General features: G+C 60.1%; 19 protein-coding genes and 1 pseudogene. 16 read left to right on the forward strand and 4 right to left on the reverse strand.

Translation table 11 applies throughout. The features are described from left to right. The first annotated feature begins 1 nt into the window (after position 1). The 4 genes from FZ934_RS25610 to FZ934_RS25625 all read left to right on the forward strand — a co-directional run bounded on the left by FZ934_RS25610 (position 2) and on the right by FZ934_RS25625 (position 3628). Positions 2 to 1012: a branched-chain amino acid ABC transporter permease gene (locus FZ934_RS25610; RefSeq protein ID WP_153273605.1), complete on the forward strand. Its 1011-nt coding sequence runs from the start codon at positions 2 to 4 to the stop codon at positions 1010 to 1012. After that, a complete protein-coding gene (locus FZ934_RS25615) occupies positions 1009 to 1773 on the forward strand; it encodes an ABC transporter ATP-binding protein (protein WP_153273606.1) in 765 nt (254 codons plus the stop codon). Before FZ934_RS25610 ends, FZ934_RS25615 begins: the two co-directional genes overlap by 4 nt. Next, on the forward strand, positions 1754 to 2470 hold the full coding sequence (locus FZ934_RS25620) for an ABC transporter ATP-binding protein (RefSeq protein WP_153273607.1): 717 nt from the start codon (positions 1754 to 1756) through the stop codon (positions 2468 to 2470). Before FZ934_RS25615 ends, FZ934_RS25620 begins: the two co-directional genes overlap by 20 nt. A 327-nt stretch (positions 2471 to 2797) precedes the next feature. Further along, entirely contained in the window at positions 2798 to 3628 is an 831-nt protein-coding gene (locus FZ934_RS25625) for an MBL fold metallo-hydrolase (protein ID WP_153273608.1), read from the forward strand. On the opposite strand, the gene FZ934_RS25630 is transcribed toward FZ934_RS25625, so the two are convergent. Together FZ934_RS25630 and FZ934_RS25635 are read right to left on the reverse strand one after the other, a co-directional pair. Then, positions 3625 to 4377, reverse strand: a complete 753-nt coding sequence (locus FZ934_RS25630) for a polysaccharide deacetylase family protein (RefSeq protein ID WP_153273609.1) — start codon at positions 4375 to 4377, stop codon at positions 3625 to 3627. The two genes, FZ934_RS25625 and FZ934_RS25630, sit on opposite strands and share 4 nt — an antisense overlap. Positions 4378 to 4382: 5 nt before the next feature. Continuing rightward, the gene (locus FZ934_RS25635; RefSeq protein WP_153273610.1) at positions 4383 to 5462 is read right to left on the reverse strand and encodes a glycosyltransferase family 4 protein; all 1080 of its coding nucleotides are present in this window, start codon (positions 5460 to 5462) and stop codon (positions 4383 to 4385) included. A gap of 191 nt (positions 5463 to 5653) precedes the next feature. On the opposite strand from FZ934_RS25635, the gene FZ934_RS25640 reads away from it, so the two are divergent. Together FZ934_RS25640 and FZ934_RS25645 are read left to right on the forward strand one after the other, a co-directional pair. Beyond that, complete coding sequence (locus tag FZ934_RS25640; protein WP_153273611.1) at positions 5654 to 7372, forward strand: adenylate/guanylate cyclase domain-containing protein; 1719 nt, start codon at positions 5654 to 5656, stop codon at positions 7370 to 7372. Continuing rightward, positions 7369 to 8244 (forward strand): FkbM family methyltransferase, encoded by an 876-nt coding sequence (locus FZ934_RS25645; RefSeq protein ID WP_153273612.1) that lies wholly within the window; start codon positions 7369 to 7371, stop codon positions 8242 to 8244. Before FZ934_RS25640 ends, FZ934_RS25645 begins: the two co-directional genes overlap by 4 nt. Here the strand turns inward: FZ934_RS25645 and FZ934_RS25650 are convergent, their stop codons facing one another. Further along, on the reverse strand, positions 8245 to 8724 hold the full coding sequence (locus tag FZ934_RS25650; protein WP_113364000.1) for a class I SAM-dependent methyltransferase: 480 nt from the start codon (positions 8722 to 8724) through the stop codon (positions 8245 to 8247). A 246-nt stretch (positions 8725 to 8970) separates the two neighbouring features. Between FZ934_RS25650 and FZ934_RS25655 the strand changes: the two genes are divergently transcribed. After that, positions 8971 to 10140, forward strand: a complete 1170-nt coding sequence (locus FZ934_RS25655; protein ID WP_153273613.1) for a DUF3095 domain-containing protein — start codon at positions 8971 to 8973, stop codon at positions 10138 to 10140. Here FZ934_RS25655 and FZ934_RS25660 read toward each other — a convergent pair. Continuing rightward, positions 10130 to 11455, reverse strand: a complete 1326-nt coding sequence (locus FZ934_RS25660) for a nucleotide sugar dehydrogenase (protein WP_153274042.1) — start codon at positions 11453 to 11455, stop codon at positions 10130 to 10132. The genes FZ934_RS25655 and FZ934_RS25660 overlap by 11 nt on opposite strands. A gap of 459 nt (positions 11456 to 11914) precedes the next feature. On the opposite strand from FZ934_RS25660, the pseudogene FZ934_RS25665 reads away from it, so the two are divergent. From FZ934_RS25665 to FZ934_RS25705, 9 genes and pseudogenes are all read left to right on the forward strand, one after another. Further along, a pseudogene (locus FZ934_RS25665) lies at positions 11915 to 13257 on the forward strand (adenylate/guanylate cyclase domain-containing protein). A 149-nt stretch (positions 13258 to 13406) separates the two neighbouring features. Further along, positions 13407 to 15305, forward strand: a complete 1899-nt coding sequence (locus FZ934_RS25670; protein WP_153273614.1) for an ABC transporter ATP-binding protein — start codon at positions 13407 to 13409, stop codon at positions 15303 to 15305. Continuing rightward, complete coding sequence (locus FZ934_RS25675) at positions 15299 to 17209, forward strand: ABC transporter substrate-binding protein (RefSeq protein ID WP_153273615.1); 1911 nt, start codon at positions 15299 to 15301, stop codon at positions 17207 to 17209. Before FZ934_RS25670 ends, FZ934_RS25675 begins: the two co-directional genes overlap by 7 nt. Positions 17210 to 17212: 3 nt before the next feature. Further along, positions 17213 to 18211 carry an ABC transporter permease gene (locus FZ934_RS25680; protein ID WP_113364006.1) on the forward strand — a complete coding sequence of 333 codons (999 nt, stop codon included), beginning with the start codon at positions 17213 to 17215 and terminating at the stop codon, positions 18209 to 18211. After that, the gene (locus FZ934_RS25685; RefSeq protein WP_194273833.1) at positions 18211 to 19383 is read left to right on the forward strand and encodes an ABC transporter permease; all 1173 of its coding nucleotides are present in this window, start codon (positions 18211 to 18213) and stop codon (positions 19381 to 19383) included. Before FZ934_RS25680 ends, FZ934_RS25685 begins: the two co-directional genes overlap by 1 nt. An 86-nt stretch (positions 19384 to 19469) precedes the next feature. Next, the gene (locus FZ934_RS25690) at positions 19470 to 20678 is read left to right on the forward strand and encodes a glycosyltransferase family protein (RefSeq protein ID WP_153273617.1); all 1209 of its coding nucleotides are present in this window, start codon (positions 19470 to 19472) and stop codon (positions 20676 to 20678) included. Between the two features lie 11 nt (positions 20679 to 20689). Further along, complete coding sequence (locus FZ934_RS25695) at positions 20690 to 21937, forward strand: glycosyltransferase (protein ID WP_153274043.1); 1248 nt, start codon at positions 20690 to 20692, stop codon at positions 21935 to 21937. Further along, entirely contained in the window at positions 21934 to 23067 is a 1134-nt protein-coding gene (locus FZ934_RS25700) for a glycosyltransferase family protein (RefSeq protein ID WP_153274044.1), read from the forward strand. The genes FZ934_RS25695 and FZ934_RS25700 overlap by 4 nt, the downstream gene beginning before the upstream one ends. A gap of 195 nt (positions 23068 to 23262) precedes the next feature. Beyond that, entirely contained in the window at positions 23263 to 25977 is a 2715-nt protein-coding gene (locus tag FZ934_RS25705; protein WP_153273618.1) for an ABC transporter ATP-binding protein, read from the forward strand. Positions 25978 to 26013 lie beyond the last annotated feature (36 nt).

A 26013-nucleotide genomic window follows, 5' to 3' on the forward strand; every position in this document is an offset into this window, starting at 1 on the left:
GATGGCTGCCATCATGAACACCGAAACAGCAACCTCCGCCGCCGCCCGCACCCATCGTTCGTTCGGACGCGATGCCGCCGGCCTTGCGGCGATCATCGTGGTTGCCGTCATTGGCTACTTCATCTTTCCGGACAATCTGGCGCTGCTCACACGCATCGTCGCCATCGCTCTGCTTGTCCTCTCGCTTGACCTCGTCACCGGCTATTGCGGCGTGGCGACGCTTGGCCATGCCGCGCTTTTCGGTTCCGGAGCCTATGCAGCCGGCATCCTCTCGGCGCACTACGGCATCAACGACCCTCTGCTGATGACCCTTGCCGGCATCGTTGGCGGGGCAGCGGCCGGACTGATCAGCGGTGCGGTGATCCTTCGCGGTCACGGCCTGCCGCAGCTCGTGCTCTCTATCGCACTGATCAATCTGTTCCACGAATTCGCCAACAAGGCGTCCGGCTGGACCGGAGGCAGCGACGGTCTCTCCGGCATTTCGGCCGACCCCATCTTCGGCTACTTCGAATTCGATCTTTACGGCCATACGGCCTATGCCTTTGCGATCGCGCTTCTGCTGATCGTTTTCGTGGTACTGCGCCTGCTCGTCCGTTCTCCTTTCGGAATGCTGTGTCGCGGGATCAAGGAAGACCCGGTGCGCATTCGCGCCATGGGTGCTTCGCCGAAGGCGGCCCTGATGAAGATGTATGTCATATCAGGCGCGGTCGCCGGTGTTGGGGGGGCGCTCAATGCCATCACCACACAGGTCGTCGGGCTGGACAGCTTGTCCTTCACCATGTCGGCGGAGTCGCTCGTCATGCTCGTTCTTGGCGGCACGGGTTCGCTATTCGGCGCCCTTTCCGGCACCGTGATCTTCATGCTGTTTGAGGACTATGTCTCGGCTGCTAACCCCTTCCATTGGCTGACGATGGTCGGCGCGCTGCTGATTGCCGTCGTCCTCTTCGCGCCGAAGGGCCTCTATGGCACTGCCGCGGCCTTCCTGAACCGCAGAAAGGAGGCCGGACAATGAGCGCCGTCTTCGAAGTCCTCAACCTGAAGAAATCCTTCGGCGGCCTTGCGGTGACGAACGACGTCTCCCTGTCGATGGCGCCGGGCGACCGAGTGGCGCTGATCGGCCCGAATGGCGCCGGCAAGACCACCTTCGTCAATCTTGTGACCGGAAATCTTCAGCCGGATTCAGGCGATGTGCGCCTTGCCGGCGAGACCGTCACAAAAGTCGGCGCCAATGGTCGCGTGAAACGCGGACTTGTGCGCTCGTTCCAGGTTACCCGGCTCTTCCAGGAGATGACGCCGGCCGAGCATGTTGCCCTTGCCATCCTCCAGCGTCAGGGACGCACGGGTCGCATGTTCGGGAATTTTCTTGCCATGCCCGACGTGATGGACGAGGTCGGCGATCTGCTCGGCACACTCGGCATCGCCCCTCTCATGCACCGCAAGGTCAGCGAGATAGCCTACGGCCAGCAGCGCCTCCTTGAGATCGCCGTCGCCATGGCGCTACGTCCAAAAGTGCTGCTGCTCGACGAACCTGCTGCCGGCGTGCCCCAAAGCGACACCGGGCGCATCGAGCAGGCGCTTGCCGATCTGCCGGCCGATCTCGCTGTCCTGATGATCGAGCACGACATGGATCTCGTCTTCCGCTTTGCCAAGCGCGTGGTGGTTCTCGCCGCAGGCGCGATCATCTTCGACGGCTCGCCCGCCGACGTCACCAAGGATGCCCGCGTTCGCGAGGCCTATCTCGGGAGCTATGCCAATGCCAGCCACGCCGCTTGAGGTTGAAAACCTGTCCGCCGGCTATGGACCGACACGCGTGCTGGAAGGCGTCTCGTTCTCCGTACCCGCAGGCGCTCGCCTTGCTGTCCTTGGCCGCAACGGCATGGGCAAGACAACGCTGCTTGCGACGCTCGCCGGGCAGACCAAGCGCTATGACGGCACGATCCGGATCGGAGACGCCGACGTGACCTCGATGCCGAGCGCCAGCCGCGCTCACAGGGGATTGGGTTATGTGCCGCAGGCCCGCTGTGTCTTTCCAACATTGACGGTCGAGGAAAACTTGTTCGTCGGCCTCAAGGGCCGGCCGAAAAGCGCGCTCGAGGAAGCCTACGGCATGTTCCCGCGGCTGAAAGAGCGGCGGCGCAATCTCGGCAACCAGCTATCCGGCGGCGAGCAGCAGATGTTGTCGACGGCCCGCAGTATCCTTGGGCAGCCGACGGTGCTTCTGCTTGACGAGCCGCTCGAAGGGCTGGCGCCCGTCATTTGCGAAGAGCTGATGGCTGCTTTCGCCGAGCTTGCCAAGCGCGGCGACATGACAATCCTGCTGGTCGAGCAGAGAATCCAGAGCGCTCTCGATTTTGCAGACCATGTGATCGTTCTGGAGCGCGGCAAGCTTGCCTGGTCAGGCACGCCGCAGGCATTGGCCGACGACCACGACACGATTGAACGCCTGCTTGGAGTGGGCGGCCTTCATTAAAGGCCGCTCGTTTCGGGCGACAGCGTGGCTTCGACTTTAGCCGCATAGGCTCGACAATTGTATTCACATGCGCAAGTTCCTATCTGTTTGGAACGATTTGCATGATCTGCGGCTTCATTTTGGTCGGGAGTTATCTCCTGTTTACCGAATTCGAACCATAAACAGTTGCTTTCCGATGCAAAACCCGCTTGCTTAGGAGACAACTGCGTCTGGCAACAGACAGATACGGTGCGAAGGATACAGGCGGGCCATGACATCCAAGGTTGGGTTCAAAGCCTCGAAAATGATTGCGACGACATGGCGAGGCCGGTCCCTTTTGAAGACGCGATGAGTAAAGATCTCTTTCAGGTAAAGTTTTGGGGCGTCCGCGGCAGCATTCCGGTTTCCGGCCCGGAATTCGATCGCTATGGCGGAAACACGTCCTGCATCGAAGTGCGCTGCGGCGAGCACCGCATGATCTTCGACGCCGGGTCAGGCGTTCGCGAGGCCGGGCTTTCGCTGCTCAACGACAACGTCCACGACGTCGACCTGTTCTTCAGCCATTGCCACTATGATCACATCATCGGCCTGCCGTTCTTCAAGGCGATCTACTATCCGACGATCGACCTCAGGATCTGGTCGGGACACCTCGATGGCAAGATGACCACGCGCGAGATGATCGAACAGTTCATCAGCCCGCCATGGTTCCCCGTGAAGACCGATATCTGCCAGGCGACGATGAGCTTTCGCGACTTCCATGCCGGCCAGACGCTTGAGCCGCATCCGGGAGTCAAGGTGAAGACCTTCATGCTCAACCACCCAGGCGGGGCCATCGGCTACCGCGTCGAGTGGCAGGGCCGCTCCGTCGCCCTCATCTACGACATCGAGCATATTCCCGGTGTCTATGATCCGGTTGCCCTGGAGATGATGAAGGACGTCGATCTCGCCGTTTACGACTGTACGTACAACGAAGACGAGATGCAGCGCTTCAAGGGCTTCGGTCATTCGACCTGGCAGCACGGCGTCGAACTCGCCAAGACCGCCGGGACGAAGCAGTTCGCCCTTTTCCATCACGCACCTTCGCGCACCGACACTCAGCTCGAAGCCATGGAAAAGGACGCGCAAGCCGCCTTCCCGCGCTCCTTCGCAGCCCGCGACAATCAGGTCGTTGAACTCTAGCTCGCTATAAGCTCGTCGGAGCCCTTCCAGGCCACCGCAGGGTGGTCGTGGGTTTCGTCGATCAGGGCCGAGAGAAAGCTCCAGGCGGTCTCGTCATGGACAAGGTGGTGACCGAGAATGCCGACGGGCTCATCATCGCCGTCGGCGCGCGCCTCGAGTTCCCGCACAAGCATGGCAACGAGCTGTTCGTGGGGAAGACCGCCCCTGGTGCCGTGCCAGTCCATCAGATCGACATGCGTGTTCAGAAGGCCGATCCCGTCAGCCGTGGACGCCCGACCATAGACCGAGAGCGCTTCGAGACCGATACCGGGCAGGTCAGGCAGCAGCGCAGAACTGATCCGGTTCCACGGCGGCACAAGAATGGGGACAAATCGCTCGTGGTGAAGGTTCTTGAGTTTGCCGAAGCCGTCAGCCAACTGTCCGAGCACGGCAGCGGCCGGGCGATGGCTTCCAAGCTCCTGCTTTTTTTCGTTGGCGGAGGCATAATTGGTATGCGACCAGCCATGCAATGCAACGAGGCACGCAGATTGAGCGGCAAGCCGCTCGGCTAGTGCTTCGCCCGTGGCCGCCGGGATGACAGCAAGGGTCAGTGGTGTGGATTTCGCTGCTGTCAGTTGCAACAGCCGCTCCAGCGCGGCAGTCGGTTCGACGGCATCATCGTCGCGCAGCCAGAAGCGGGCTTTGCGTCCGGCATCCTGCCAACGCGCCAGCTCGATGCGCAGCGGTTCCCAGACGTTGTTGCTTGTCATGCCATTCATCCCGCGCTTTCCTGCAAAATCCTGTCGAGGGCTTGTGCCGCGTGCGGTAGCGACCGCTCGCCCAACACGAACTGGCGGGCGCGCGAGCCCATCGCGCTCCGCTGCGCGGGATCGGACAAGAGGCCAGCGACGGCAGCTGCGTAGGCGGCGACATCACCCTCAGGCGTCAGATATCCGGTTACGCCTGACTTGACCACCTCCGGAACGCCCGCCGTGTTCTGTGCGACGACTGGCAGGCCCGCCGCCTGCGCTTCCAGGTAGGCCAAACCGTATGCCTCCCCGCAGCCTGGCCAGACATAGATACCGGAATTCGCGAGTTCCACCGCAATTGACTCGGCGCTCAGTTCACCAAGAAACCGGACCCGGTTTGCACCTAAGCCAGAAAACAGCTGCTCGACCTCGTGACGGCTTGGTCCGTCTCCGACGACGGTCAGGTTCCACGGCTGATCCGCTATCAGGCGCAGGGCATCGGCAAGCATCGCGTAGCTCTGGAATTTGTCACCACTTCGCATCATCGCAACCGCGATCAGGGCCTTCGGTTGTGGATTGCCTGTGGCGATATCGAACAGCGCCGTATCGACGAACGGAGCAATGGAGGCGAAGCGTCCGCCGGGCACCGCGCGTTCGAGCCCAATCCTGTCACGGTCGGTGAACGCTATATTGATGCGCGCGCTCGTCACCTGGGCAACGACCTGTTTCTGAAATGGTGCCCATTCGCCCCGGTCGCGTTTGGGCGAATGAGACGCCTCTGCCGTGACATGGGGTATGCCGAACTCGGCACATAGAATGGGTCCGAGGAGATCCGGCGACTTGTAATATGGGTGATAGCAGAACCAGAGATCCGGCTTTTTGCCGGACGCCCATTTCAGCCGCAGCCGTTCAATCTCCTCGCCGGCCTTTGCGCTGACGTCCATCGCTTGCTGCGGTGTGGGCGCAAAGCTGCGAAAATCGGACACCACTTCGACGTCATGGCCGGCGATTTCCATCGCCCGCATGAGAAGACGCGCCATCAGCCTGTCGCCCGAAGGGACAGGATGACGGGGAGACTTCAGCGGGGCGTAGAATGCGATCTTCATGAAGCCACTCGCACCGAGACAGACTGTTCACCGCGGATGACTGGGATCGCTGTCCGAAAATTTGCTATGGTTCTTCCCCGGGTGCTTGCTGGATCAAAATTTAACAGGCTATCGCGGTCCCTGGCGGCAATTTCACCTTAATTGCCCCATCTCTAGTGCATTTCTGATTTGGTATTCAAGAACGGGTTTGAATGGCGAGCCTCGCAGCCAGCATCGATTTTTCGGAGCGCTCGGTGAGACGGGCGAGGCTCGGATCCGGCCTCATCATGTTCGTCTTCATTTCCCTGCATTTTTCCAATCATGCGCTGGGGCTGATTTCGGTTTCCGCCGCTGACGAGGGGCGCCGGCTGTTCACGGCGCTCTGGCGTAACCCGCTCGGCACATTGGCCCTTTATGGGGCGATCTTCACCCATCTCGCCCTCGTGCTTCGGTCGATCTACATTCGTCGCAGCCTGGTCATGCCCAAAGGCGAGACGGCGCAGATCTTGCTCGGCCTCGCCATCCCGCTCCTTCTCATCGACCATGTGATCGGGACCCGCATCGCACGTGCGCTCTTCCATTACCGGGATGATTACGAGACGATCGTGCGGCAGCTATGGATCAATGTCCCCGGCAACGGTTTGCGCCAGGTCATCGCGCTTGTTGTCGTCTGGGTACATGGCTGCATCGGGCTCCACTATTGGCTTCGCTACAGGCCCTGGTACCAGAATATCGTCGCGCCACTCCTGGCGGTGGCAATCCTCGTGCCTGTTCTGGCAATCCTGGGCTTTATCGAAATGGGCCGGACAATCGCCGAGCCTGCCTATGAAGGCATGGTCGATACCGGACGCTATGAGGCCAATCTCAATACACGCTATTTGACCGATCCCGCAGCCCAAGCCGAGATCGCGATGATCCGGGTCGGGCTCTATGGTTCCTTCGCAACGGCGTTGCTCGGCGTTGTCGCTGCCCGTGGCGTGCGGCGATGGCGCGAGCGTGTCGATCAGATCACCGTTCGATATCAAAGCGGCGAGTCTATTCAGGTTCCGAGGGGATTCAGCGTTCTCGAAGCCAGCCGGCTCGCCGGCATTCCGCATTACTCGGTCTGCGGCGGCAAGGGCCAATGTTCGACGTGCCGCGTGCAAATTCTCGATCAATACGAGGACCTGCCGGCGCCCGACAAACTCGAACTTTCGACGCTGAAACGCATCAACGCCGCCGCCGACGTGCGGCTGGCGTGCCAACTACATCCAAACCATGACATCACTGTCGTGCCGTTGCTGGTAGCCGCCGCAGAGACGGCGTTGCCCGCCAATACGCAGGAAACGTCGCCGGGTCGCGAAAGAGAGATTGTCGTTCTCTTCTGCGACATCAGAAACTTCACGACGCTGACCGAAACACGCCTGCCGTTCGACATCGTGTTTCTGCTGAACCGCTACTTCGCGCTCGTCGGCAATGCGGTCGAGAAGGCGGGCGGGCGCATCGACAAGTTTATCGGCGACGGCGCCATGGCGCTGTTCGGAATCGGTTCTTCTCCGGAGCAGGCATGTCGACAGGCTCTAGTGGCCGCGGCCTCGATTGCACGCGACATCGAAAAGCTCAGCGATGAACTGTCGGAGGAGCTGTCCCTGCCCTTGCGTATCGCAATCGGGATCCACACGGGCCCCGCAGTCGTCGGCACCCTGGGATATGGTCGGGTGCGCAGCACCACGGCGATTGGCGATACGGTCAATGTCGCGAGCCGACTTGAAACGGCGGCAAAGGAGTTCGACGTTGCGCTCGTCATCTCCGAACCCGTGGCCGCTCTCGCCGGGATCGAGCTCACAGGCATCGAAAGTCGGGAAATCAGCGTACGCGGTCGCGCCCTGCCCTTGAAAGTCTATATGATTCCGAGAGATAAAGCGGCCGGACTGCCTGAAGGGAGCGCATGATTTCCGGCGTGAAGATCAAGAAATATTGGCGCAAGCGCCTGCGGAAAATGCGCAACGCACTCGTTAGTCGCTTTTTCGATACCCGCACCGGCCGCCGGCTGCTGATCGAGAATATCGGCAAGCGCGTGGTTTCGATGACGGTCGATGCCGGCGATCACCGGATGACCTTTGCGCCATCCGACTACATTGGCCGCAAGGTCTTTCGCAAGGGCCACTTCGAGCGTGACCATGTGGACCGACTACTGGCGGTGTTGCGCGCCCGAGGCATCCTCGAGAGCAGTGGACAACTCTTGGAAATCGGCGCCAACATCGGTACGCAAACCGTCTACTTCGCCTTGAGCCGCGCTTATAGCCACATCATCAGCATCGAACCCGATCCACGCAATTTTCCGTTGCTGCAGACCAACGTTCGACAGAACGGCCTCGAGAATGCCGTGACCCTCGTCAACTGCGCGGCGGGCGACGCGGCGGGTGAGATCGATTTCTTCATGCATGCCGACAACCACGGCAAGAGCAGCGCCATCCGGCAGAGCTCCAACGATGTCAGAACGACGGTACCGGTGAAGCCGGTCACCGAAATCCTGCTTGACCTATCGATCGATCCTGCCGCAATCGGCCTCGTGTGGATGGATATCGAAGGATACGAACCGGTTGCCTGCCGTTCGATGGTGCCGCTTCTGGTGCGCCGCGTGCCGCTCTATATGGAGTTCACGCCACTCTTCTACGGCCCGGGGCAGACACGCGAATTCGTCGCCTGGCTTGCGGGCTTCTACAGCCGTTGCCTGGTTTTCTTCGAAGACCACGAACAGGAAATGGACGTCATCGATCTGCCTGGCGGCCTCGATCAGTACGACGTGCTGTTCCTCCCGTAATCAGCGCCTCCGGTAGATAAAGTAGCGGCCCTCTTTGATGCCGGGCGGAAGCGGCAGGGGCTCCAATGCATCACGTTCGAGCGGCAATCCGCTGACTGCGATGCCGCCGGGAGCAAGGACGCCCTCCATCAATTGCGGCAGCCAGGTCAGCGTGATCGCGTCGATATCATCATGCCCGGTTCCGATATCGGCATGGGCGAGCGCTGCACCGATGCCGAGGAAATCCTGGCCCGACTGGCGGATATCGCCCGTCACCATGTTTTCGGCCGGCGGCGTCGAGGAGGAGTATGAGCGCACCTCGCGGTCGAAGGCGATGATCCGCCGGTCCGGGAATTGTTCGCGCAGGTGATCGTATGTCCGGCCATTGCCAAGACCGAATTCGAGCACCGGTCCTTCGCGGCCATCAACGAGTTCCACGATTGCATTCAGGATATCGCGCTGAGCCGTCAATCGGCGAATGAAGCTGTCGAGACGGCTCATTTATGCTTAGTCCGTTCATTGATTTGCGAGATCGCGGTGGCGACCTTGCGGAAGGGGATGATGTGTCCTGGATTGCAGCAACACGCAGAGTTGCGACGCTGTCGGCAACCCGGCACAGAGCTAACGGCAAAAGACAGCGCGCGCAAGTTGACGTTTTGCCGCCTCCGGTCACGGCTTCGAGATCATCGCGCACGCACCAGCAAAATCTCATTGCGAGAGGGCCAAGGCTCTGTTCTAAGCAATTTGATGAGCGATACCGACGATCTATCCTTCTTTGCCGGCGTACCTGTCTTCGACCAGTTCGAGGGCGTGGCAGACACGGCCAACTATCGCCCCCTGCCAGAGGGATGGATATTGGCGCTGGCTGACATTGTCGGCTCGACGAAAGCGATCGTGGACGGGCGCTACAAGGACGTCAACATGGCCGGCGCCAGCGTCATCTCCGCGGTCCTCAATGCCGTCGAGAAAGGCGATTTCCCCTTTGTCTTTGGGGGCGATGGTGCGCTCGTGGCGCTGCCTGCCTCGCTGGAAACGCAGGCACGCGACGCTCTCGCGGCCGTCCAACGCTGGGTCGCAGAAGATCTGGACCTGGAGTTGCGGATCGCAATCGTACCAGTGGCGGACATTCGTCATGAGGGTCTCGACGTCCGTGTAGCGCGCTATTCGGCAAGCCCCTTCGTCAGCTACGCAATGTTTGCGGGCGGCGGCACCAGTTGGGCGGAAAGACAGATGAAGGCCGGACGTTACGGCGTGGCACCAGCCCCTGCCGGTACTCGCCCCGATCTGGCCGGGCTCTCCTGTCGCTGGAATCCGATCGAGGCCCAGAATGGAGAGATCGTCTCCATCATTGCGGTTCCCGGAGAGGTCGGCGTGACGCCGCAGTTTCGGGAGCTGGTCGCTGCGATCGTTGCAATCTCGGCTGAACAGAACCGTGCGGGGCACCCCGTGCCCGCCGACGGGCCTGCACTCGCATTCTCGATCAAGGGCATCAACCGTGAGGCTCGCGCCACGGCTCCCGCAAAACGCCGGCTTTTTCAGCGGCTGTGGATCCTGATGCAGATCGTGCTGACGGTGGCATTGCATCGGTTCGGTATTCGCCTCGGCACCTTCGACGCTCGGCGATACAAACGCGACGTCGCCGACAATTCGGATTTCCGGAAATTCGATGACGGCCTAAAGATGACGATCGATGTCGACGACGCTCACCTGCAGCGCATCCAGACGCTTCTCGCCGACGCACAGGCAAGCGGGATCGCCCGTTACGGCCTGCACCGCCAGAAATCCGCATTGATGACCTGCTTTGTACCGACACCAGTTTCGCGCGATCACATGCATTTCATCGACGGCGCGAACGGCGGCTATGCCGTTGCCGCGAGCCAGCTCACCGGCAAGACGTTGGGCAACGTCACGCCTTAATGATGTGATCCTTGGCCAGACCGCGGCGCGCGAATACATTGCGCGTATCGACGATCATCGGTGCGTTCGAAGCGAGCAATGGGTAGTCGACAGCATCGTGATCGGTCGCGATCAGGACCGCATCGTACCCACTGATGACGTCGGCGCTCAGCGGAACGGACTTGCGGCCCTTGAGGGCTTGATACTCGCGCGTAGGCGGGATCTCGGCCACATGGGGATCGTGAAAATCGGCGTGACCGCCGCGCTCCTCGATCACCTCGATGAGCCGCAACGACGGGCTCTCGCGTATGTCGGCCACGTTCTTCTTGTAGGCCAGGCCAACAATCAGCACGCGCGATCGGCTGAGCGCCTTGCCGGCGCGAATGTCGAGCGCCTCGGCGAGCTTTCCGACGACATAGCGCGGCATGGCCGAATTGATCTCACCGGCAAGCTCGATGAAGCGCGTCGGCAGTTCGTACTCGCGGGATTTCCAGGTCAGGTAGAAGGGGTCGATCGGGATGCAATGGCCACCGAGGCCCGGACCCGGATAGAAGGGCATATAGCCAAACGGCTTGGTCTTCGCCGCGTCGATTACTTCCCATACGTCGATCCCCATCGCGGCGTAGACGGTCTTCAATTCGTTGACCAGCGCGATATTGACCGAGCGGAAGATATTTTCCGTAAGCTTGACCGCCTCTGCCGTGGCATTCGAGGAGACTGGCACCACCGTTTTGACCGCCGCGCCATAGAATTCCGTCATCAGCGCCAGAGCATCTTGGCCGTCACCGGCGACGACTTTTGGAATCGTGGCTGTGTTGAAGTGATGATTGCCTGGATCTTCCCGCTCCGGTGAAAAGCCAATGAAGAAATCGGTTCCGGACTTCAAGCCCGTCTTCTCAAGGATAACCTTGACGACATCATCAGTGGTGCCCGGATAGGTCGTCGATTCAAGAACAACAAGCTGGCCACCGCGTAGATGCGCCGCTATTTCGCGGGACGTGGCCTCGACAAAGGAAAGATCGGGGTCCCGATGCTTCGTCAACGGTGTTGGAACACAGATGATGATGACATCGCACGACGCGAGGCCGGCGAAATCGGTCGTCGCGGAGAACCGTGCGGCATCGATTTGTTTTGCAAGATCGTCGCTGGAGACCGCGTCTATGTAGGAGCGGCGCGCGTCGATCGCCACGATCTTGCCCGGGTCGACGTCAAACCCGGTTACCGGAAAGCCGCTACGCGCAATCGCCATGGCCAGCGGCAGCCCGACATAGCCGAGGCCGATGACGCCGGCACGCGCCTCGCGAGTTTCGATCTTGCGGAAAAGAGCGTCGAACATGGGGGAACTGGCCAAGGCAGGTCTCGTATCAAAATAGTCAGATGCCTCTGACTTAATGTAAGACGATTGGGATTGAAACCCGGCCGGCCCGGTTATTGTTGCGCACGCGAATTCGATCGACGCCCCGCCGTAGGTTAATCGGAAACACAACCCAAAGGTGGTGTAACTGAAAAGTCGCAAATGCCTAACGAGATGGCAGCGCTGGCTCAGAAAATATGCACGCCCCATTGTTTTGCCTGGTGCGCACGCCTATCTACCTGAGACAACGAACCACCAGAAAGGACTGCCCGCCGAGCCCGCATATCAAGGGTTTGAGGGTGCCGCAGCCGGGTTCTCCGGCGCATTGTTGACACAATAATATCACGCGTCCATCTTCTCCGCTCACCTGCGCACATTGTTGCTGCAGGATGCATCGGCGACTTTCGAGGAGTGGCGTGCCTTATGAGGATACTACCAGGAATGGGCGCAGTCGACTTCCGGGTCTCATCTATTTTGCTGGACCGCGTCGCAGAGTGGCTAACGAACTCCTCGTTGGCCGGCGACGATCTCGAAAACATCGTTCGCGGTTTTTGCGAGCGCATTGCAGCCGCCGGGCTTCCGATCGCGCGGGTGCATCTTACCTTTTCGATGCTCCATCCGCTCTATGATGCGCTGAGCTTCACCTGGCGGCGCGCTAGCGGCGTGACCATCGAGGGCTATCGCCACACGGCCGGCCAGAAGCCTGACCGCTTTCTGCAGAGCCCGTACTACTACCTGCTCGACAACAACCTTCAGCATATCAGGCGCCGCATTCCCGCCGAGGGTCCCGCCGAATTTCCGGTTTTCGCCGACCTTCGCCAAGAGAACATCACCGACTATCTCGCATTCGTTCAGCCCTTCGGCGACGGGTCCGTGCAGGGCATGATGGGCTCCTGGTCGACAGATAGCCATTCCGGCTTCTCAGACGACATGATCGAAGCGCTTCTGCGGATGCAGAACCACCTGGCGGTGGCTGCAAAGATGGCGGTTCTCGGCAAACTCGCCAACAACATGTTGACCACCTATCTCGGTGGCGACGCCGGCAAGCGCGTGCTGAACGGACAGATCCGGCGCGGCGACGGCGAAACGATCCGCGCAGCACTTGTCATGGGCGACATGCGGCAATCGACCATGTATGCCGAGAAGGAAGGGCGCCAGACCTACATCGATACGCTCAACCAGTTCTTCGACGCGATTGCCGCGCCCTTCAATCGAAACGGCGGTGAGATCCTGAGCTTCATCGGGGATGGTTTCCTGGCGGTCTATCCGTGCGGGCGCCACAAGGATCCTTCAAAGATTGCCTGTCAGGCAGCGCTTTCGGCCGTTCACCAGGCACAATCGCGCGTTGCCGAGCTCAATGCCGAGCGGCAGGAGAAGGGCCTCAGCAAGATTTCGTACGGGATCGGGCTGCACGTTGGCAACGTGATGTTCGGCAATGTCGGACTTAAGGACAGGCTGACCTTCTCGGCCTTCGGTTCGGCCGTGAACGAAGTACAGCGCCTGCAGGCACTCACCAAGAAGTACAACAACGAGGTCGTCGCCAGCCAGGCGTTTGCCGGTTATTGCGGCGGCGAGTGGACGACGCTCGGTGAGGAAAAGCTTCGGGAGTCCGCCAGAAGATCACGGTCTTGCGTCCGCGCGCGCCCGCGCCGTTGCTTGAAACCGAGGAAAGCTACGTAGAAGCGCCGCAGACGGCTCTTTCCGAAGCAGAACAGGTCATTCTCCTGCATAGGGACGCCCGCAAGCAGGCGCAATCGCCTGTGCCCGAGAAGTTCATCCAATAGCCAGCCTCGCTGCCGGGTAGTTGTTTCACCGTTCGCGCAGCAGGCCCATATCACCCGATTTTTCGCTGTCCGTCATCAACTGGACACCCTGATTGCGGTACGCTAGTGTGCCTCAACGGGAACGAAGAAAACTGGGGAATTTCATTGGTATGGCGTCCGCCTCCGATCTGCTGCGCATCGAGAACCTCGACGTCTCCTTCTCGGTTTTTGGCGACAGCCTGCGCGTCGTAAAAAACGCCAATCTTCGCATCCTGCCTGGCAAGGTCACGGCGCTGGTCGGCGAGTCCGGTTCCGGCAAGTCCGTCATCAGCCAAAGCATCATGGGCATTTTGCCCAATCCGGCCAAAGCACAGGGAAAAATCCTGTTCACCGATCCGCTGGACGGGAAGACGACCGACATTCTTCAGTACTCCCGCGATAGCGTAGAAATGCGCGATCTGCGAGGGCGCCGCATGGCGACCATCTTCCAGGAACCGATGACGTCGCTTTCGCCAATTCACACGGTTGGCAATCAGATCAGCGAAGCGCTGCTCATTCACACGTCGGCGGACAAGGTCGAGGCGCGGCAGAAGACCGAAGAGATGCTTGGGCTTGTTGGTTTTGCCAATCCGAAGCGCACCTTTGACATGTATCCGTTCGAACTGTCCGGCGGGATGCGCCAGCGCGCGATGATCGCGATGGCGCTGATCTGCAATCCAGCCCTGCTGATCGCCGATGAGCCCACGACCGCGCTCGACGTGACGATCCAGGCGCAGATCCTGGAACTCCTGCGCGATCTGCAGCACAAGCTCGGCATGGCGATGCTGCTGATCACCCACGATCTCGGCGTCGTCGCCAACATGGCCGACGAAGTGGTGGTGATCTACCACGGCGAAATCATGGAAGCCGGGCCTGTCGACGCCATCTTCCGCAATCCGCAACATCCGTATCTGAAGGGGCTAATGGCCGCCGTCCCCCATTTCGACATGCGGGCGGGAGAACGGTTGAAGGCGCTGCGCGACGTGCCTGTTAATCTCGAATCCCTGATCGGAAAGAAGAAGAGTGCCGAGAGCACCGACGGATCAAAGGTCCTGCTGTCGGTGAACAACCTCTCCAAGACCTTCAAGGCGCGCAGCCGTGGTCTCTTCGGCACGCGCGAAGCAACCGCTTTCCGCGCTGTCGACGACGTCAGCTTCGATATTCGCCGCGGCGAATGCCTCGGACTTGTCGGGGAGTCCGGCTGCGGCAAGACCACGGTCAGCAAGATCCTGATGCGGGCGATCACCCCGGACAGCGGCTCCGTTGTGTTCGACGACGGCAAGGAAGTGATCGACGTCCTTTCGGTCAAAGGCGACGACCTGCAGGAATTGCGGACGAAGATCCAGATGGTTTTCCAGGATCCGGTTTCATCGCTCTCCCCGCGCATGACGGTGCGCAACATTCTGAGCGAGCCATTGGAAATCCACGATCGCGGCAACGGCGCCGAGCGAAACAGCAAGGTCGAAGCCCTGATGGGCGCCATCGGCCTCGACAAGCGTTATCTCAATCGCTACCCGCACAGCTTCTCCGGCGGCCAACGCCAACGCATCGGGATAGCACGCGCGCTCGCGCTCGGTCCGAAACTGATCATTCTGGACGAGCCGGTCTCTGCGCTCGACGTCTCCGTTCAGGCCCAGATCCTCAATCTGCTGAAGGACCTGCAGAAGGAACTCGGGCTGACCTATCTCTTCATTTCTCACAATCTCGCAGTGGTCGATTACATGGCGGATCGGATAGCGGTCATGTGCAAGGGGCGCATCGTCGAGATCGCTCCCCGCGAGATCATCCTGCGTGACCCCGTTCATCCCTATACCAAGTCGCTGCTGGCCGCCGTTCCCTTCCCCGATCTGGATCGGCCCCTCGATTTCGAGGCGCTGCGGAAGAACGGAGCGGCTGACAAGCAGAATTGGGGCATAACCTTCACCGCCGAGCATGACGACGCCTCCGAACTCGCCTACGCCGATCTCGGCAACGGACACCTGGTACGCGCCCGCAAGGGCGCCGATGCGAAGGAGCTTCGGTCATGGTAACCCGGCGCAGCTTCCTTGGCGGCCTTGTTGGAGCAGCAATCGCCCCGTCGATTGCGAACGCCGCGGCCGACCGCGACATAGAACCGGAATTTCTCCGTGACTGGCTGCGAGCGGATCGTATCCCGCCGATGGTCGATCGGCTGCCGACACATCCACGCATCGTCAACATGAAGGAATCGGGCCGCCGCGCGGGAACCTATGGAGGTACCGTTCGCACCATCATCGGCAGCGCCAAAGACATCCGCTACATGACCATCTACGGCTATGCGCGGCTTGTCGGCTACGACACGAAGCTGCAGTTCCAGCCGGACATTCTCATGGGGTTCACCTCGGAGAACGATTCCGTCTTCACGTTCTATCTGCGCGAAGGGCATCGCTGGTCTGACGGATCCCCGTTCACGGCCGACGACTTCCGCTATTGGTGGGAAGACGTCATCCTCAACAGCGAGTTGACGCCAGGCGGCGGCGCGCTGGAATTACGCCCGCACGGGGAACTGCCGAAGTTCGAGATGTTGGATCAGACGACCGTCCGCTACACCTGGTCAAAGCCCAATCCAAACTTCATGCCGGCGCTTGCCGGTCCATTGCCGCTCGTCATCTTCGGGCCTGGCAAGTATCTGAAGCAGTTCCACAAGAAGTATCAGGACGACTTCCGCCTATCGGCACTGATGAAGGAAAACCGGGTCAAGAAATGGGCCGATCTCCACATCAAGATGTCGCGTGCCTCGCGACCCGAAAATCCAGATCTGCCGATGCTCGATCCATGGGTGAACACGACGCGCCCGCCTGCCGAACAGTTTGTTTTCGTGCGCAACCCGTTCTTCCACCGGGTCGACGAAAACGGCGTGCAGCTTCCCTATATCGACAAGTTCATTCTCAATGTCAGCTCGTCATCGATCATCGCCGCCAAGGCGGGCGCCGGTGAATCAGATCTTCAGGCGACGGGGATCGACTTCAACGACTACACCTTCCTGAAGGATGCGGAAAAGCGCTTCCCCGTGAAGGTCAACCTTTGGAAACAGGCGCGCGGCTCCCGCGTGGCCCTGCTGCCGAACCTCAACTGCGCCGACGAAGTCTGGCGGAAGCTTTTCAGCGATGTTCGTTTTAGGCGCGCGCTCTCGCTTGCTGTCGATCGGCACGAAATCAACATGGTTGCCTTCTACGGGCTTGGACGGGCGAGCGCCGACACGGTGCTACCGGAAAGCCCGCTCTACAAGCCAGAGTATGCCGACGCCTTCATCGCCCATGATCCGGACACGGCGAACAAGCTCCTCGACGAGATCGGTCTGGATAAGCGGGACGACGAGGGCTTTCGCCTATTGCCGGACGGCCGGCGCGCGGAGATCACGGTCGAAACGGCCGGCGAAAGCAATCTGGATACCGACGTGCTGGAATTGGTGCGCGATCACTGGAAGGTCATAGGCCTCGCGCTCTATACCCGCACGTCCCAACGCGACATCTTCCGAAATCGCGCCATGAGCGGCTCCATCATGATGTCGATCTGGTTCGGTATCGACAACGGTATTGCGACGGCCGACATGTCGCCCGGACAACTCGCGCCGACGCTCGACGATCAACTGCAATGGCCGCTCTGGGGCATGAACTACCTTTCCGCCGGGCAGGCAGGCAAGGCACCCGATTTGCCCGAGGTCAAACAGCTGGTGGCCCTGCTCAATCAATGGGGCGAAACCACCATGTTCGAAGAGCGCGAGGCGATCTGGCATCAGATGTTGTCGCTCTATACCCAGCAGGTTTTCTCCATCGGCCTGATCAACAGCACGCTGCAGCCGATCCTGAGATCGGCCAAGCTGCAGAACGTGCCTGAGCAAGCGCTGTACGGCTTCGACCCGACGTCATTCCTCGGCATCTACATGCCGGATTGCTTCTGGCTCGAGGAGGCATAGGCGATGCTGAGATATATTCTCTGGCGCATCGCCGCCATGATCCCCACACTCTTCGTCATCTCCGCGCTGGTCTTCACGATCATCGAATTGCCGCCCGGCGACTTTTTCGAAAGCCAGATTGCGGAACTGCGGGCGCAGGGCGAAAACGCCAACCTCCAGGAAATGGAGGAACTGCGGAAGCAGTACAACTTCGACAAACCCGCCGTATTCCGCTACTTCTACTGGGTCGGCGGAATGCTGCATGGCGACTTCGGCTACTCGTTCGAATACCAGCTTCCGGTATCGGAGGTCGTCGGCGACCGCCTCTGGCTGACGATCCTCGTCTCTTTCTCCACCATCCTGCTGACCTGGCTGATCGCCTTCCCGATCGGCATCTATTCGGCAACGCACCAGTATAGCTGGGGCGATTACGGCCTGACGCTTTTCGGCCTGCTCGGGATCGCAATCCCGAACTTCATGCTGGCGCTGATCCTGATGTATTTCGCCAACATCTGGTTTGGTGTTTCCATCGGACACCTGATGGACCAGAAATACCTCTCCGAACCAATGAGCTGGGAAAAGGCGCGCTCGATCCTCTCCCACCTGTGGATTCCGGTGATTATCGTGGGCACGGCGGGGACTGCCGGCATGATCCGGCGCCTGCGCGCCAACCTGCTGGACGAGATGCAGAAGCAGTATGTCGTCACCGCCCGCGCGAAGGGTCTCCATCCGCTGCGCGCGCTGGTGAAGTATCCGCTGCGCATGGCGCTGAACTTCTTCGTCGCCGATATCGGATCGATTCTTCCCTCGATCATTTCCGGAGCGGAAATCGTCGCGATCGTTCTGTCGCTGGAAACAACGGGACCGATGCTCATCAAGGCGTTGCAAAGCCAGGACATGTATCTTGCCGGGTCTTTCCTGATGTTCCTCGCCTTCCTGAACGTCATCGGTGTTCTGGTCTCCGACATCGCGCTCGGCTTTCTTGATCCCCGCATACGCCTGCAAGGCAGGAGCACCAAATAATGTCGCCCTTGCCACCTCCAGGCGCGCCGCTGCAGCACTATGTCTCGACCGCGCCCTTCGATCCGTTAGCGACCGAAGGGATGACGGCAGCGCAATCGCGCATCCACCTCGCTTCCCAGAAGCAGCTGATGTGGTGGAAGTTCAAGCAGCACCGCCTCGCCCTTATATCAGGCGTGTTCCTGCTCGCCGTCTACCTGATGATCTTTGTCGTCGAATTCCTGGCGCCCTACGGGCTGCATACCAGGAATGTCGACTTTATCCATTCGCCGCCGCAGCGGGTGCACCTGTTCCACGAAGGCTCCTTCGTCGGTCCATTCGTCTACGGGCGGAGCATGTCGCTCGATATCGATACGCTGCGCCGCAATTACACAGACCGCCCGAGCGACGTTCAGCCTATCCGCTTTTTCTGCCGCGGAGATCCCTATCAGTTCTGGGGCGTGATCAAATCGGACCTGCATCTCGTCTGCCCCGCGATCGGTGGCCAGATGTATCTGCTGGGCACGGACCGGCTCGGACGGGACGTCTTGTCACGCATCCTTTATGGGGCGCGCATATCATTGACCATCGGGTTGATCGGCATAGCCATCAGCTTCTGCCTTGGCATCGTGATCGGTGGTCTGGCGGGCTACTGGGGTGGTCCCTTCGATCTGATCGTACAGCGACTTATCGAGATCTTGCAGTCGCTGCCGAGTCTGCCGCTCTGGATGGCGCTGGCCGCGATCATGCCGGTGACGTGGAGTCCGATCGTGATCTATTTTGGCATCACCGTCATTCTCGGCATCATCGACTGGACCGGCCTTGCGCGTGCCGTGCGATCGAAGCTCCTTGCCCTGCGTGAGGAGGATTATGTTCAGGCGGCACAGCTGATGGGCGCGAGCACCCCTCGCGTCATCGGCAGACATCTGGTGCCGGGTTTCATGTCGCACCTGATCGCATCGGCGACGATCTCGATCCCGGGCATGATCCTCGGCGAGACTGCGCTGAGCTTTCTTGGTCTCGGGCTTCGCCCGCCGATTACAAGCTGGGGCATCCTGCTGACAGAGGCGAAAAGCGTAAGCGTTATCGCCTTCTATCCATGGTTGCTTTTTCCGATTATACCGGTCGTGTTGGTGATTTTGGCGTTCAACTTTCTGGGAGACGGCTTGCGTGACGCGGCGGATCCCTACAAATAGCGGCGACCGGATGGAGTCATATGCTCCCTCCTACCGCCCGCAGAAAGCGGCGGTGCTCGCTGATGTATAGCCCGGAAGGAATGCCTATGGCGCGGCGGCTGGAAGATGCCCGTATCCTGATGTACAGCCACGACACGTTCGGGCTCGGCCATTTGCGGCGCTGTCGCACGATCGCCCATGCTCTCGTCGAGGACTATCGCGGGCTGAACATCCTGATCATCTCGGGCGCGACGATCGCCGGCGCGTTCGACTATCGCGCCCGTGTCGACTTCGTGAAGGTCCCGAGCGTGATCAAGCTGCGCAACGGCGAATATACGTCGATGGCGAGCCACATCGATCTTCAGGAAACGCTGAAGATGCGCGAGTCCATCATTCGCCATACGGCAGAGACGTTCCAGCCCGACATCTTTATTGTCGACAAGGAGCCGATGGGCCTGAAGGGCGAAGTCGAGGAAACCCTTGCCTACCTAAAGGCTCGCGGAACCACGCTGGTGCTGGGCCTTCGCGAGATCATGGATGCGCCGCATCTGCTCGATGCCGAGTGGAAGAAGAACGGCACCATGCAGAAGATCGATCAGTATTACGATTCCATCTGGGTGTATGGTCCGCCGGACTTCTATGATCCACTCATCGGGCTGGACGTGCCTCAGGGCGTGCGCAGAAAGATGGACTTCGTCGGCTTCCTGCAGCGCAGCGTTTCCTCGAGCAAGACCTCCGTCAACGCGCGCAAGGACAATTACATCCTCGTCACCACAGGCGGCGGCGGCGATGGGTCAGATCTCATTCATGATGTGATGAACGCCTACGAGCAGGATTCCAGCCTGCAGCAAAAGGCATTGGTCGTTCTTGGCCCCTATATGCCGGCGGCCGAGCGCAACAAGCTTCTGCGCAAGGGCTCGAAGATCTCGCAGATCGAGGTCATCGAATTCGACAACCACATGGAAGAGCTTATCGCCGGCGCGACCGGGGTCGTCGCGATGGGTGGCTACAACACCTATTGCGAAATCCTGTCCTTCGACAAGCCGGCGCTGATCGTCCCCCGGGTCAAGCCGCGCGAAGAGCAGCTTCTGCGCGCGCAGCGGGCCAGCGAGTTGGGACTGGTGGAGATGCTGTTGCCGGAGCAATCCGCGAATGCCGCGATCATGGCGGACGCGCTGAAGCGCCTTCCCCATCGGGAGTCGCCTTCCAAGAGCGCAGGCGCCCTGCGTCTCGACGGCCTCAATCACCTATCCGAAACCGTGGGCCACTGGCTGGATAGCCGCGGTCGCCACTTGTCCGTCGTTGGCGCCGAGTGAAAGCCGAAGCATTGTCGCCACGCAGGAAAATACTGGTCGTCCTGAAGGGCTATCCACGCCTTTCGGAAACCTTCATTGCCCAGGAACTGCTCGGTCTCGAGCGCGCCGGTTTCGATCTGACGTTGATTTCCATGCGTCGACCGACCGACAAGAAGCGCCACCCTGTCCACGACGAAATCAAGGCGCGCGTCGTATACCTGCCTGAGTACCTCCACGAAGAGCCCATTCGGGTCTTGAAGGGACTTTTGTCAGGCGTTCGCAGGCAGGGCTTCGGTTCCTTGATGCGCCGGTTTTTCCGGGATCTGCCGCGTGACATCTCGCGCAATCGCTTTCGTCGCTTGGGACAGGCGCTTGTTCTCGCCCGCGAATGGCCTGACAACGGCCAGTGGCTGCACGCCCATTTCATTCACACCCCAGCGTCCGTCACCGAATATGCGAGCATCCTGACCGGCGTCCCCTGGACATGCTCCGCCCATGCGAAGGACATCTGGACATCGCCGGACTGGGAGCTCAGTGAAAAGCTTGGCAGCGCACGCTGGACGGTCACCTGCACCAAGGGTGGCCACGACCACATGCGCACGCTGACATCGAGGGACGATGCGGTTCACCTGAGTTATCATGGTCTTGACCTGGCGCGCTTCGGGCATTTTGCCGGCGAACGCTCGCTTCGGGACGGCACGAATCCTTCCGATCCGGTGTCTATTGTGAGCGTCGGTCGAGCTGTCGAGAAAAAGGGATACGACACCCTGCTCCGGGCCCTGGCTCTGTTGCCCCGAAACCTTCACTGGCGGTTCGAGCATATCGGAGGGGGCGACGAACTTCAGAAGCTGAAAGCACTGGCGAACGAACTCGGCCTGTCCGACAGGATTGTCTGGAAGGGGGCACTGGCGCAGGAAGAGGTGCTTGAGCACTATCGGCGAGCCGACCTGTTTGCGCTCGCTTGCCGTATCGCCGCAAACGGCGATCGCGACGGTCTGCCCAACGTCCTGGTCGAGGCATCAAGCCAGGGGCTCGCCTGCATCTCGACCGAAGTATCGGGCGTGCCGGAACTTATCACGGACAAGGAGACCGGCCTTCTGGTCCAGCCGGAAGATCCTGCAGCACTTTCCGGCGCACTGCTGGCGGCCATCACCGATCCGGCACTGCGCCATCGCCTCGGCAGTGCCGCCGAAGAGCAGGTCCGGTCACACTTCGACTATCATTCAAGCATTCGCCAGCTCAAACACCTGTTCGAAGCGGAATGGCTGAAGGCCTCATGACTGCTCCCCGTATCTTCTTCTATGTCCAGCACCTGCTCGGCATCGGCCACATTGCGAGAGCGAGTCGCATTGCCAGCGCCATGGTCGACGACGGCTTCGACGTGACTGTCGTAACCGGCGGGTTGCCGGTCCCTGGATTTCCGGCTCCCGGGATCAAGACGGTCACACTGCCGCCGGTCGTGGCAAGCAACGCCGGCTTTTCCGGGTTGGCAGACGCCAACGGCACGGCCGCCGACGAAGCGTTTCTTGGTCACCGTCGCGATCTGTTGCTTTCGGCATTCGACGATGCGAAGCCGGATGTCGTGCTGATCGAGGCCTTTCCGTTCGGCCGCCGCCAGATGCGCTTCGAATTGCTGCCACTTCTGGATGCTGTCGAAAGGGCAAACCCGCGGCCAAAGCTCATAAGCTCGGTTCGCGATATCCTGCAGGAGAACCGCAAGCCCGGGCGGGACGCGGAAACGGCTTCCCTCGTTAGAGCGCATTTCGACGCTGTGCTCGTTCATGGCGACCCCAGCTTCATTCGTCTGGAAGACACGTTCCCGCTGACGGCGGAAATCGTCGACAAAGTCCGCTACACCGGGCTTGTCGCACCGCCTGCAGCACCATTGCCGGTCGAGACGTTCGACGTCATAGCGTCAGCCGGTGGCGGCGCTGTCGGGATCGACCTGTTGAGAGCCGCCGCAGCGGCGGCTGCTCGCCTGCCCGGCTCTTTGAACTGGTTGCTGATCAGCGGCCCCAATTTACCCGAAGACGACTACGCCGCGCTCGCAAGCCGGTTGCCGTCGAATGTCTCGCTGGTACGCTTCCGCAAGGACTTCCCTTCGCTCTTGGCAAAGGCAAGGGTCTCGATCTCGCAGTCTGGTTACAACACCGTCGGCGATCTGTTGCGCAGCCAGTGCAATCCGATTCTCATACCGTTTGTCGCAGGCGGAGAGACGGAGCAGACCGTCCGCGCCGAGCGATTGCAGAAACTCGGACTGGCCGATGTGTTGCCGGAGGTCGGGTTGACGGAGGACAGGGTAGCCGAGGCCGTCGAGGCGGCGCTACAGCCAAGGCAAAAGCCGAAGCTCTCGCTCAATCTGGAAGGGGCACGGGAGAGCGCCCGGATCATTCGAGCAATGATCGGCTAACCCCTCGCACTTTATGAAAGTCCTATGATATAAGCAGACAAGCGACGAGATTCGGCGCAGTCTACTGCGGTGCCTTCTTGTTGATTTCTCTTTGATTTCCGGCGGCCGGGTTTCGATGCTTCCAGTCTTGGCATTTCGTCCATTTTCTGCAGCAGCGCTGCTGTTTCCCATTTTCCAGTCAATCAACGGTTAGCAATGGAAAAAAGCCTCGCGCGCTATATCTGGTCGAATACGAAACTCCAGCAGCTGTGGATCCTCGCGGTCGTTGCCGTCTCGATGATCCCCTACTTCCTGTCCTTCGACCTGCCGAAGCAGATCGTCAACGGTCCGATTCAGGGATCGGGGTTTGAAGGTGAAGGCGCGACACAGACCTTTTTCCATCTTTCCTACACATTCCCCTTGATCGGTAAGGTGGAGTTCTTCCAAGGCATTCAGCTCGATCGCCTGCAGATGCTGATGGCCCTCAGCCTGGTATTTCTCGCGCTCGTCGTCCTGAACGGCCTGTTCAAGTTCTATATCAATACCTATAAGGGACGGCTTGGCGAGCGCATGCTGCGGCGTATTCGCTTCCAGTTGATCGATCGCGTCCTTCGCTTCCCACCCAACCACTTCAAGCGTGTGAAGTCGGCCGAGATCGCGACGATGATCAAGGACGAAGTCGAGCCTATGGGCGGCTTCACCGGCGACGCCTTCGTTGCGCCGGCGCTCCTTGGTGGCCAGGCGATTACGGCGCTCGCGTTCATCATCGTGCAAAATTTCTGGCTGGGAATGATCGCGGCGGGGATCGTCGGCGTACAGGCGATTGTTATTCCGCGCATGCGCAAAAGGCTGCTGGACCTCGGTCGGCAGCGCCAGCTGACCGCGCGCGAATTGTCCGGACGCGTCGGTGAAATCGTCGACGGCATCGGCACCATTCATGCCAACGACACCTCCAACCTGGAGCGAGCAGACATCGCCTCGCGGCTCGGACTCATTTTCTCGATCCGCTACGATCTCTATCAGTGGAAGTTCCTGGTCAAGTTCCTGAACAACTTCCTCGCCCAGGTCACGCCGTTCCTGTTCTACGCGATTGGCGGCTATCTCGCGCTCCAGGGCCGCCTCGACATTGGTCAGCTGGTTGCGGTCATCAGCGCCTACAAGGATCTGCCCGGCCCCCTCAAGGAGCTGATCGACTGGGATCAGATGCGCCAGGACGTGCAGGTCAAATACCAGCAAGTCTACGAGCAGTTCAACGTCGAGCCGCTCATTAATGAGAAGATTCAGGAAGTAGATGGCGACATCGTCGCGCCCCTGGTTTCCTCCATCGTCATCACCAACCTTGCCGTCAGCGATGACAGCGGCGCGCGCCTGATCGATCACGTGTCGGCGGAGATCAAGCCGAACGAGACGGTCGCAATTGTCGGCCCGAACGCGAGCGGTGCGGAAGCATTCGCAGAAGCGCTCGGCCGGCTCGTCTGGCCCGACACCGGTCGCATCACCATTGACGGAAAGGATCTGCTGGAACTTCCTGAGTCGGTCACGGGGCGACGGATTTCTTACGCCTCGTCGGATATGTACTTCTTCCAGGGCGCGCTGCGTGAGAACCTTTTCTATGGGTTGAAACACGCACCGCTTAAGGAACCTGCCTACAACGAGACCGAAGCGACCGAAGCCAAGTGGCACGCTATCGAAGCGACGAAGGCCGGTAACCCAACGCTTGATCCTCTGAGCGACTGGGTGGACTACAGTTCCGCAGGTGCAACCGGCCCCGACGATCTTCTGAAGACCATTCGTCCAGTGCTGGACGCTGTGCTGATTTCGCAGGACATCATGGATCTCGCATTGCGCTCCAACGTCGATACCCGCGTTCACGTCGCTTTGGCCGATCACATCGTTGACCTCAGGCAAGCCCTGCGCGAACGCATGCAGCAATCCGACCTTGGAAACATCGTCGTGCCCTTCGACTTCGATAGCTACAACGCACAGGCTACGGTTGGCGAGAACCTGCTGTTCGGCTCCATGAAGAGGCCCGCGATGAATAATCGCCGGTTAGCCGCGCATCCCTATTTCCAGACGCTGTTCCGGGACACGGGTTTGAGCAACGATCTCTATGCCATGGGCCTCGAGATCGCCGAGAACGCCGTCGAACTCTTCCATGATCTGCCGCCTGATCACCCGTTCTTCCAGCAGCTGACGTTCATGACGGCGGACGATATCCCGACCTATCAGGCACTGCTCCAGAAATTGTCGAGCCGCACGTTCGACGATGCGGCACCCGAGGAACGCTCGGCCATTATCCGCCTGAGCTTTGCCTATATCGAGCCACGTCACCGCTTCGGCCTGCTGACCGACGAACTGATGGCAAAGATCGTCAGTGCAAGAAAGCAGTTCCACGAGAACATTCCAGACGACCTCTCAGCCGTCATCGAACGCTATGATCCTGAGCACTTCATTTCGTCCACCAGCCTCATGGACAACGTGCTGTTCGGCCGCATCGCGTACCAGCAGGCGGATGCATCGGACCGGATCCGCGCGATCATGGGCGAACTCTTCGATTCCCTCGATCTCTACGACGATGTCCTGTCGATCGGCCTGGAATTCGATGTCGGTTCGGGCGGAAAGCGGCTGACGATGGTGCAGCGGCAGAAGCTCAACCTTGCTCGCGCCCTGATCCGTCGCTCCGACTATTTCATCTTCAACCGCCCGCTTTCCGCACTCGATCAGCGCGTGCAGGACCAGATCACCCATAATATCGTCAATGGTTTGCATCACGAGGGCGAGAAACCATCGATCATCTGGGTGCTTTCCAACGCGAAACTGGCTGAGATGTTCGATCGGATACTGTTGTTCGACCGCGGCAACCTGGTCGAGGCCGGCAACTTTCCCGAACTTTCCGAACAAAACGGTATGTTCAAGGAACTGTTATCGTAATATTCTATTGAAGCGGCAACAGTGACGTCCTTCGAG

It is taken from the genome of Rhizobium grahamii, from assembly GCF_009498215.1.
Lineage (GTDB): Bacteria > Pseudomonadota > Alphaproteobacteria > Rhizobiales > Rhizobiaceae > Rhizobium > Rhizobium grahamii_A.

Coding starts and splice junctions, on each gene's coding strand:
- FZ934_RS25610 (WP_153273605.1), top strand. CDS start 2: ATGGCTGCCATCATGAACACCGAAACAGCAACCTCCGCCGCCGCCCGC.
- FZ934_RS25615 (WP_153273606.1), top strand. CDS start 1,009: ATGAGCGCCGTCTTCGAAGTCCTCAACCTGAAGAAATCCTTCGGCGGC.
- FZ934_RS25620 (WP_153273607.1), top strand. CDS start 1,754: ATGCCAGCCACGCCGCTTGAGGTTGAAAACCTGTCCGCCGGCTATGGA.
- FZ934_RS25625 (WP_153273608.1), top strand. CDS start 2,798: ATGAGTAAAGATCTCTTTCAGGTAAAGTTTTGGGGCGTCCGCGGCAGC.
- FZ934_RS25630 (WP_153273609.1), bottom strand. CDS start 4,377: ATGACAAGCAACAACGTCTGGGAACCGCTGCGCATCGAGCTGGCGCGT.
- FZ934_RS25635 (WP_153273610.1), bottom strand. CDS start 5,462: ATGAAGATCGCATTCTACGCCCCGCTGAAGTCTCCCCGTCATCCTGTC.
- FZ934_RS25640 (WP_153273611.1), top strand. CDS start 5,654: ATGGCGAGCCTCGCAGCCAGCATCGATTTTTCGGAGCGCTCGGTGAGA.
- FZ934_RS25645 (WP_153273612.1), top strand. CDS start 7,369: ATGATTTCCGGCGTGAAGATCAAGAAATATTGGCGCAAGCGCCTGCGG.
- FZ934_RS25650 (WP_113364000.1), bottom strand. CDS start 8,724: ATGAGCCGTCTCGACAGCTTCATTCGCCGATTGACGGCTCAGCGCGAT.
- FZ934_RS25655 (WP_153273613.1), top strand. CDS start 8,971: ATGAGCGATACCGACGATCTATCCTTCTTTGCCGGCGTACCTGTCTTC.
- FZ934_RS25660 (WP_153274042.1), bottom strand. CDS start 11,455: ATGTTCGACGCTCTTTTCCGCAAGATCGAAACTCGCGAGGCGCGTGCC.
- FZ934_RS25670 (WP_153273614.1), top strand. CDS start 13,407: ATGGCGTCCGCCTCCGATCTGCTGCGCATCGAGAACCTCGACGTCTCC.
- FZ934_RS25675 (WP_153273615.1), top strand. CDS start 15,299: ATGGTAACCCGGCGCAGCTTCCTTGGCGGCCTTGTTGGAGCAGCAATC.
- FZ934_RS25680 (WP_113364006.1), top strand. CDS start 17,213: ATGCTGAGATATATTCTCTGGCGCATCGCCGCCATGATCCCCACACTC.
- FZ934_RS25685 (WP_194273833.1), top strand. CDS start 18,211: ATGTCGCCCTTGCCACCTCCAGGCGCGCCGCTGCAGCACTATGTCTCG.
- FZ934_RS25690 (WP_153273617.1), top strand. CDS start 19,470: ATGGCGCGGCGGCTGGAAGATGCCCGTATCCTGATGTACAGCCACGAC.
- FZ934_RS25700 (WP_153274044.1), top strand. CDS start 21,934: ATGACTGCTCCCCGTATCTTCTTCTATGTCCAGCACCTGCTCGGCATC.
- FZ934_RS25705 (WP_153273618.1), top strand. CDS start 23,263: ATGGAAAAAAGCCTCGCGCGCTATATCTGGTCGAATACGAAACTCCAG.